This window comes from Streptomyces sp. NPDC059567, from assembly GCF_042735655.1.
Taxonomy (GTDB): Bacteria; Actinomycetota; Actinomycetes; order Streptomycetales; family Streptomycetaceae; genus Streptomyces.
The window spans coordinates 15,465-23,706 of record NZ_JBHWBS010000115.1; the positions used below are offsets into that span (position 1 = coordinate 15,465).

Here is an 8,242-nt window from a genome sequence, read left to right on the forward strand (position 1 = left end):
GCGCGGGATTACCGTGCTGAGACATCATTACTTCCACACGCGTTGTGTATATCTCTCACACCTCAGCCCCCCCGCCGGCGGCGCCGGCCCCTCAGCCCCCCCCCCCCCCCCCTTCCGCATTCCCGGCCTTCCGACCTCACGCGGCAGTCCCTCACGCCGCCGTCCGCATCTCCGGGCGGAGCGGCCACGCCGGATCCACCGTCTCCGGCGTCCCGTTGCGCGTGAACCACGCCTGCAGCCCGCGCGCCTGCGCCGCATGCCACACCGCCTGCAAGGTGTGCAGCTCCGCCGGCGACAGCCGCTCGAGACGGGACGTGAAACGCCGCGCCACCGCCCGTACGACATCCAGCGCCGCCGTCGCGTCGGCCGCCGCGTCGTGCGCGCCGTCCAGCTCCACGCCGTACTGCGCGCACAGATCCGTCAGCGTCCGGCGGCCTTTGCGATAGCGGTCCAGATGCTTGTCGAGCACCCGCGGATCCAGCACGCACAGCGACGCGTTCTCCAGATAGCGACCCAGCGAGGAGGCGCGATGGCGCCGGAGCTCGCGGTCCAGGATCGTCAGATCGAAGGGCGCGTTCATCACCACCAGCGGCCTGCCCGCCGCACACTGCTCGGCGAGCGCCCGCCCCAACTCCTCCATCACGGGCGCGGGCCAGCGCCCGTGCCGCTGCAGATGTTCGTCCGTCAGACCATGGACCGCCGTGGCCGCAGCGGGCACCGGAACCCCGGGATTGACCAGCCAGCGCGTCACCCGCGGACGCCCCCCGGCCGTGTCCTGGACGACGAGGGCGGCCGAGACGATCCGGTCCTCCTCGACGTCTACTCCTGTGGTCTCCGTGTCGAATGCGGCCAGGGGCCCGTCGTACCAGTGCGTCGTCATCCCCGAACTCCTCGCACCTATGCGGCAGATGGCGATCCCCCTGCCCGAATCGGTGATACCCGGGCTGTTTGCGCCGTACGCGGGCCGGTGACAACACAGATGACGGGGAAGGGAATTGACATGGCGCTCGCCCAGCCCGAATCGGGAGGGCTGCCGCCCCAGCGGGCAGCACCGCTGCGCGGCTCACTCGCCACCACCGCCTGCATGGAGACGCTCCAGGTCGGATATCTCCACGCGGTCGCGGCGGCGGCGGGCTGCTCGCTGTCGCAGCCCTTTCCGGACAACGGCATCGACTGGCACGTGAGTCACAGCGCTCCCGGCCACACCATCGACGACGAAGTGACCATCAAGGTGCAGCTCAAGTGCACCTACCAGCTGGCGCCGCGGCCGCCCGGGCCCGCGTTCTCCTTCACCCTCGACAACGACCACCTGGTGAAGCTGGCGCGAACCCCCGTCTCGGTGCACAAGATCCTGGTCGTGATGATCGTGCCGCGCTCCCAGGACGACTGGCTGCGGGCCGGCCACGACCGGCTCGACCTGCGGCACTGCTGCTACTGGATCAATCTGGCCGGCCACCCGGTCACGGGACAGCGCCGGACGACCGTGCGCATACCCACGGCACGGATCTTCGACGACCGGGCGCTCTGCGAGATCATGACCCGGGTCGGCGTGGGAGGGAGACCTTGATGCACCGGCCGATCGAGGAACCAGGGGGCGGGTCCGGCTTCGGGCCCGCGCTGCCACCGTTCCGCCCGCACCCCACGCCCGGCGACATCCCCGGTGGCCCCTGGGCCGAGTCCGGGGGTGCGCCGGACCCCGGACGGGTCGACCCGCTCGTCCTCGGCGCGCTCCTCGCCCGGCACGGCTGGCGGCGGCGCGGCGGGGCCGCGGGCCGCTACAGCCGCTGGACCCCTCCCTTGTCGAGCGGCTCGACCGGCACCACGAGCCTGCTCGTGCCCGAGAGCCGCGCCTTCCCCGACTGCGAGGACCTGCTCGGCGAGGCGCTCACCGCCCTCCAGCACAGCGCGGCGCCCTCCGCCCGGGAGGTACTGGTCGGGCTCACCGTGCCCAGCGACGAGATCCGCTGGTGGCGCGACGTGCCGCCCGGACCCGCGGGCACCGTCCCCTGGACCGTCCAGGAACAGCTCAGGTCGGCCGCCCGCCAGCTCCTCCTCGCCGGCGCGCTCGCCGTCCGAGGCCGCGCCGGGTACTACGGCGCCCGGCACCGCCGTCAGGCCCAGGCATCCCTGGAGGCCGTGGTCGTGGGCGCGGCGCCCGGCGGCCGCGGGCTGACCGCCTTCGTCCCCGTCGACCCCGGCCGGGCCATCGCCGTACGGCTCTACCACGCGCTCTACGCGGCCCGGGAGGCCACCGACTACCAGCGGGCGACCGGCGGCATGGAGGCGTTCGACGCGGCTGTGGAGGCCGGGGTGAGCCGCGAGCTCACCGAGGCCCTGGTGGCGCTGGTGCGGGGCACCGAAGGGGCGCGGATCGCGCTGGAGTGGGCCCCTGCGGCCGGGACCCCGGCGGGCTGCGCGCCGCGGCCCGAGCCCGTCGAGTTCTCCGCGGGCGATCTGCCCGCGCTGCGCGAGGCCGGCGCCCGCTATCTGACCGACGAGCCGTCCGTACCGGTGCGGATCACCGGCGCCGTCGTGCGGATGCGCCGTTCCGGCCCGCGCGGCGAGGGAACCGTCCGCTTGCGGGTCCTGGGCGGCGCCGAGGTGCCGCACGTGCGGGTCACCCTGGACGAGGAGTCGTACCGCACGGCGGGCCACGCCCATCTCGTGGGGCTGCCGATCCGGGTCGTGGGACGGCTGGAGAGCCGAGGGGGCTTCCGGCGGCTGACCGATGCCTCCGGTGTGGTGCCGGTGCAGGTCGACGAGGCGGAGCGGGACCGGCTGATGAAGTCCCTCCACGAGAACCTCGACTTCTTCGAGGAGGCCTGCGGCCCCGGCGAGTGAGCGAGGGGCAGGACCGGCTGCCCCGAACGCCTGGATCCGGCGCCCCCATGGGCCCGGCGAGTGAGCCGAAGGGCGCGCCGGGCTGTGAGTCCGGCTCTCAGCGCCCGGAGGGGAACCGAGCCCTTAGAATTTACAGCGCGCGGCACCTCGTCTCTGCCGCGCACCGCCGACGCCGGCACCTCGTGTCTGCCTGCGCCCTTATGGAAAGAGCATCCGTGTCTGATGTCCGTGTGACCGTCCAGTCCGCCTCAGGAGCCGAGGATCGGGCGGTGAGCGCGGGCACCACCGCCGGCGCGCTGTTCGACGACCGGTCCGTGATCGCCGCCCGCGTCGGCGGTGAACTGAAGGACCTCACCTACGTCGTCGCCGAGGGCGATGTCGTCGAGCCCGTCGAGATCTCGTCCCCGGACGGCCTCGACATCCTGCGCCACTCCACCGCCCACGTCATGGCCCAGGCCGTGCAGGAGCTCTTCCCCGAGGCCAAGCTGGGCATCGGCCCGCCGGTCCGTGACGGCTTCTACTACGACTTCGACGTCGAGAAGCCGTTCACCCCCGAGGATCTCAAGGCCGTCGAGAAGAAGATGCAGGAGATCCAGAAGCGGGGGCAGCGCTTCTCCCGTCGTGTGGTGACCGACGAGGCCGCCCGCGAGGAGCTCGCGGACGAGCCGTACAAGCTGGAGCTCATCGGCATCAAGGGCTCCGCCTCGACCGACGACGGCGCCAACGTCGAGGTCGGCGGCGGCGAGCTCACCATCTACGACAACCTGGACGCCAAGACCGGCGAGCTGTGCTGGAAGGACCTCTGCCGAGGCCCCCACCTGCCCACCACCCGGAACGTCCCGGCGTTCAAGCTGATGCGCAACGCCGCCGCCTACTGGCGCGGCAGCGAGAAGAACCCGATGCTCCAGCGCATCTACGGCACCGCCTGGCCGTCGAAGGACGAGCTGAAGGCCCACCTCGACTTCCTCGCCGAGGCCGAGAAGCGCGACCACCGCAAGCTCGGCAACGAGCTCGACCTCTTCTCCATCCCGGACGAGATCGGCTCCGGCCTCGCCGTCTTCCACCCCAAGGGCGGCATCATCCGCCGGGTCATGGAGGACTACTCGCGCAAGCGCCACGAGGAGGAGGGCTACGAGTTCGTCTACTCGCCGCACGCCACCAAGGGCAAGCTGTTCGAGAAGTCGGGCCACCTCGACTGGTACGCCGAGGGCATGTACCCCCCCATGCAGCTCGACGAGGGCGTGGACTACTACCTCAAGCCCATGAACTGCCCGATGCACAACCTGATCTTCGACGCGCGCGGGCGTTCCTACCGTGAGCTGCCGCTGCGCCTCTTCGAGTTCGGCACCGTGTACCGGTACGAGAAGTCCGGCGTCGTGCACGGCCTGACCCGGGCCCGCGGCTTCACCCAGGACGACGCGCACATCTACTGCACCAAGGAGCAGATGGCGGAGGAGCTCGACAAGACCCTCACCTTCGTCCTGAACCTGCTGCGCGACTACGGTCTGACCGACTTCTACCTGGAGCTGTCCACCAAGGACCCGGAGAAGTTCGTCGGCTCGGACGAGATCTGGGAGGAGGCCACCGCGGTCCTCCAGCAGGTCGCCGAGAAGCAGGGCCTCCCGCTCACCCCCGACCCGGGCGGCGCCGCCTTCTACGGCCCGAAGATCTCCGTGCAGGCGCGCGACGCCATCGGCCGCACCTGGCAGATGTCGACCGTGCAGCTCGACTTCAACCTGCCGGAGCGCTTCGACCTGGAATACACCGGCCCCGACGGCACCAAGCAGCGTCCGGTCATGATCCACCGCGCGCTGTTCGGCTCCATCGAGCGCTTCTTCGCCGTGCTGCTCGAGCACTACGCGGGCGCCATGCCGCCGTGGCTGGCCCCCGTGCAGGCGACCGGCATCCCGATCGGCGACGCGCACATCCCGTACCTGCAGGAGTTCGCCGCCAAGGCGAAGAAGCAGGGGCTGCGGGTCGAGGTCGACGCCTCCTCGGACCGGATGCAGAAGAAGATCCGCAACGCGCAGAAGCAGAAGGTCCCGTTCATGATCATCGCGGGTGACGAGGACATGGCCGCCGGCGCCGTCTCCTTCCGCTACCGCGACGGTTCGCAGGAGAACGGCATCCCGGTCGACGAGGCCATCGCCAAGATCGCCAAGATCGTCGAGGACCGCGTCCAGGTCTGACCGTCCGTGACGTGAGCTCAGGAGGCCCCCGGGGAACCCCCCGGGGGCCTCTTCTCGTCCTCCCGCGTGAAGGACTGGATCAGCCAGGACGAGAACGAACCCGTCACGGCTCCGATCAGCGCGACCCCGCACGCCATCATGCCCACGGCGATGACCCTCCCGGTCGGGGTCACCGGGGTCACGTCCCCGTACCCGACCGTCGTCAGCGTCTCCGCCGCCCACCAGAGCGAGTCGCCGAACGTGCGGATCGTGGCGCCCGGGGCCCCGCGCTCGTGCTGGAGGACGGCGAGCGCGCCCGCGAAGCCCAGCAGGGCGACCGTGATGCTGGAGTAGGCCATGACCCGTGCGTAGAGGCTGAGACGCGGCTGGTCACGGCGGCGCTGGATCCGGTCGTAGATCTTCACCATCTGCAAGGGCCGCAGCAGCGGCAGCACCATGATCACCGTGCCCAGCAGATGCGCGCGGACGAAGCGCAACGGGCCGAGGCGGCTGAGCCGGAACCGTACCGCGTAGTCGACGATGAAGACGGTCCAGGCGATGAGCGTGACCGCCAGGCAGAGGTCCAGCCAGACCTGGTCGAGGCCGTTGGCCAGGACCCGTACCGCGTACCCGAGGAGGAAGAGCAGGGACGCCACCGCGAGCGGTGCCTCCATGCGCCGGTCCCAGCGCTCTTGCCTGTCCTGCCTCTCGTTCATCGGATCAGCATCTCCGAGGCGGGGTGATCAACGCCCCGGCGACACGTTCCGAACGGGCGAAGCAATATGCTGCACAGCATGACGATTGAGCCGGAGCAGCAGATCGGAGTGGGGACGCAGGACGCGTTCCAGCGCCTGTGGACGCCTCACCGGATGGCGTACATCCAGGGCGAGAACAAGCCGACCGGGCCAGGGGCCGAGGACGGCTGTCCCTTCTGCACGATCCCGGCGAAGTCGGACGAGGACGGTCTGGTGATCGCGCGCGGCGAGAAGGTGTACGCCGTGCTCAATCTCTACCCGTACAACGGCGGCCATCTGATGGTCGTGCCGTACCGTCACGTCGCCGACTACACGGATCTCGACGCGGAGGAGACCGCCGAACTCGGCGAGTTCACCAAGCGGGCGATGATCGCGCTGCGGTCCGCGTCCGGCGCGCACGGCTTCAACATCGGCATGAACCAGGGCTCGGTCGCGGGCGCCGGGATCGCCGCCCATCTGCACCAGCACGTGGTGCCCCGCTGGGGCGGCGACACCAACTTCATGCCGGTCGTCGGCCACACCAAAGTGCTGCCGCAGCTCCTCGCCGACACCCGCACCATGCTCGCCACCGCCTGGCCGGCCTCGTCCGAGCTCGCCTGAGGCGAGTCCGGCAGGCGGGGGGCGGCGGCACGTGCCCCTCGCCTACGCGTCGTAGGCGTCGGCCTTCCGCGGGCTGGGCTCCTGCACCAGGCCGCTCAGAATCAGCGAGCGGTTGGTGAAGCGCTCGGTGTCCACGCCGTGCTCGTCGAGCACCTTGATCGTCGCGGCGTGGACGGCGCGCATCACGGGCGTCGCGGTGCGGATGGCGTCGTCGGCCATGAAGCGGTGCCGCCAGGGCTGCGCGGCCCAGGCATGCCGCAGCCCGAAGGGCTCGGGCAGGACGAGCTTGCCGCCGAGGAAGTCCAGGATCGCCGGGAACCAGGTCAGCGGCGCGCGGACGGCGAGCCGGACCACCTCGTCGGTGTCGACCAGCGGCAGCTGGATCTCCCTGGTCTCCCAGAACCGGACGGTCTTGGAGACCTCCTTGGTCTTCGCCTTGGGCTTGGTGGTGAAGAGGGAGTGGACGGGGCCCAGGGCGTGGCCGGTGACCTCGACCCGCAGCGTGTGCAGCAGCGAGGTGACCGTGATCATCATGGTGAGGACCAGCTGGCCGTCCCAGAGCGTGAACTGCACCCCCAGGTAGTGGCGGTTGCCGCTGCCGAACTGCTGGTCGTTGCAGATGCGCTGTATCTCGTGCGGCTTCACCTGGAAGTGGACGATGTTCTCACCGTCGGGACGGGCGACCTCGTCGGCGCCCTCGCCGACCGGCGAGACGATCCAGTGCTTGACGGTCGGCTTGGGGAAACCGGTCTTGAGGGAGCCGCGCTCCAGGAGCGTGAGCTGGTCGTGGATCTTCCGTACGACGTCCCAGGCGCGGAAGTCGTGGATCTCGGTGCCGTCCTTGGGGACCAGCTCCTCGGCGAGCGTCCAGCTGCCCCAGCGCGTACCCATGCCCAGTATTCCCTTGGGGCCCGCGTAGAAGACGACGTTGGACTGCTGCTCGGCGGTGAGCTTCTCCAGGTTCTGCCGGAGGGCCTCGGCCGCCTTCTCGGTCGGGTCCTGGGGGACGGCCTCGGGGACCTTGGCGCCGATGCCGCCGCCGCTCAGCAGCGCGGACCAGCGCTCGCGCAGATCCTTGGCCGTGGACTCGCAGACCCGCTTGGCGAGGAACCAGCCGGCGACCGGGGCCACGATCATGGCCCGCAGGTAGATCGACAGCAGCCCGTCGACCGGCAGTTTGATCATGACGATGACGGCGAGCAGCCCCGCACCGACCAGAAGCCCCGTGCCGACGGCGCTGGTGCGCTTGTTCTCCGTGCCGGCGACCATGCGGCGCAGTTGGATGACGCCGAGCCAGAGCAGCAGGCCGGGCAGGAAGAGGATGCCGAAGACCAGGGTGATCAGCGTCAGCCTGGTGTCCCGCTGCTTGCGGATCCCGGTGGCGGCCAGGCAGTGCTCGACCACGGGCTGCGGTTCGGTGCCGAAGGACTGGATCAGCGGCTTGCGGGCACCGCCCAGCGTCCGCACCTGCACCGCCCGCGAGAAGGCCTCGCCGAGGTCCGGGCGGAAGAGCTTCTTCCACTTCCCTTCCTTGACCGTCGACTTGTGCCAGTCGTTGTTGGCGTTGAGGATCTCCTCGACCGGGCCGTCGCGGTACGCGGCGGAGGCGAGGGCGTGCGTCGCCGCCGTCTGTCCGTCGGAGCCCTGGAGGGGAATCTGCGCCCCGGGTCCGAAGCTGCCCATCGTCACCTGATGCCCCCATCGCCGCGTGCCCGCGTGGTTCACCGCGTATCCCTCTGCGGCCTGTTCCCAACTACCGCGCCCCGCACACCTGCTGAGCTGGGCACCACAGCGTAACCGGGTACCGGCGGATGCGTCACGGGTCGGGGGGGCGGGGCGCGGGGCGGCGCGGCGGCGGCCCGCGGCGGCGGCGGGCCC

7 protein-coding genes are annotated in these 8,242 nt (G+C 70.7%); 4 read left to right on the forward strand and 3 right to left on the reverse strand.

Annotated elements, in window-relative coordinates:
- Positions 1-151 precede the first annotated feature (151 nt).
- On the reverse strand, positions 152-880 hold the full coding sequence (locus ACFVZW_RS32780; protein WP_384529134.1) for a 3'-5' exonuclease: 729 nt from the start codon (positions 878-880) through the stop codon (positions 152-154).
- Between the two features lie 120 nt (positions 881-1,000).
- Between ACFVZW_RS32780 and ACFVZW_RS32785 the strand changes: the two genes are divergently transcribed.
- From ACFVZW_RS32785 to thrS, 3 genes are all read left to right on the forward strand, one after another.
- Complete coding sequence (locus ACFVZW_RS32785) at positions 1,001-1,567, forward strand: DUF4365 domain-containing protein (protein WP_384529137.1); 567 nt, start codon at positions 1,001-1,003, stop codon at positions 1,565-1,567.
- Positions 1,567-2,841, forward strand: a complete 1,275-nt coding sequence (locus ACFVZW_RS32790) for a hypothetical protein (RefSeq protein WP_384529140.1) — start codon at positions 1,567-1,569, stop codon at positions 2,839-2,841. Before ACFVZW_RS32785 ends, ACFVZW_RS32790 begins: the two co-directional genes overlap by 1 nt.
- A 215-nt stretch (positions 2,842-3,056) precedes the next feature.
- A complete protein-coding gene (thrS, locus tag ACFVZW_RS32795; RefSeq protein ID WP_384529143.1) occupies positions 3,057-5,030 on the forward strand; it encodes a threonine--tRNA ligase in 1,974 nt (657 codons plus the stop codon).
- A 17-nt stretch (positions 5,031-5,047) separates the two neighbouring features.
- Here the strand turns inward: thrS and ACFVZW_RS32800 are convergent, their stop codons facing one another.
- The gene (locus tag ACFVZW_RS32800) at positions 5,048-5,725 is read right to left on the reverse strand and encodes a potassium channel family protein (protein WP_384529146.1); all 678 of its coding nucleotides are present in this window, start codon (positions 5,723-5,725) and stop codon (positions 5,048-5,050) included.
- Positions 5,726-5,791: 66 nt separating this feature from the next.
- Here ACFVZW_RS32800 and ACFVZW_RS32805 point away from each other — a divergent pair, with 66 nt between their 5' ends.
- Positions 5,792-6,364, forward strand: coding sequence for an HIT family protein (locus ACFVZW_RS32805; RefSeq protein ID WP_384529150.1), 573 nt, complete (start codon positions 5,792-5,794; stop codon positions 6,362-6,364).
- A gap of 42 nt (positions 6,365-6,406) precedes the next feature.
- Here ACFVZW_RS32805 and ACFVZW_RS32810 read toward each other — a convergent pair whose 3' ends face one another.
- Positions 6,407-8,047 carry a hypothetical protein gene (locus ACFVZW_RS32810; RefSeq protein ID WP_384529156.1) on the reverse strand — a complete coding sequence of 547 codons (1,641 nt, stop codon included), beginning with the start codon at positions 8,045-8,047 and terminating at the stop codon, positions 6,407-6,409.
- Between the last annotated feature and the right edge of the window lie 195 nt (positions 8,048-8,242).

Coding starts and splice junctions, on each gene's coding strand:
- ACFVZW_RS32810 (WP_384529156.1), bottom strand. CDS start 8,047: ATGGGCAGCTTCGGACCCGGGGCGCAGATTCCCCTCCAGGGCTCCGAC.
- ACFVZW_RS32780 (WP_384529134.1), bottom strand. CDS start 880: ATGACGACGCACTGGTACGACGGGCCCCTGGCCGCATTCGACACGGAG.
- ACFVZW_RS32790 (WP_384529140.1), top strand. CDS start 1,567: ATGCACCGGCCGATCGAGGAACCAGGGGGCGGGTCCGGCTTCGGGCCC.
- ACFVZW_RS32785 (WP_384529137.1), top strand. CDS start 1,001: ATGGCGCTCGCCCAGCCCGAATCGGGAGGGCTGCCGCCCCAGCGGGCA.
- ACFVZW_RS32800 (WP_384529146.1), bottom strand. CDS start 5,725: ATGAACGAGAGGCAGGACAGGCAAGAGCGCTGGGACCGGCGCATGGAG.
- ACFVZW_RS32805 (WP_384529150.1), top strand. CDS start 5,792: ATGCTGCACAGCATGACGATTGAGCCGGAGCAGCAGATCGGAGTGGGG.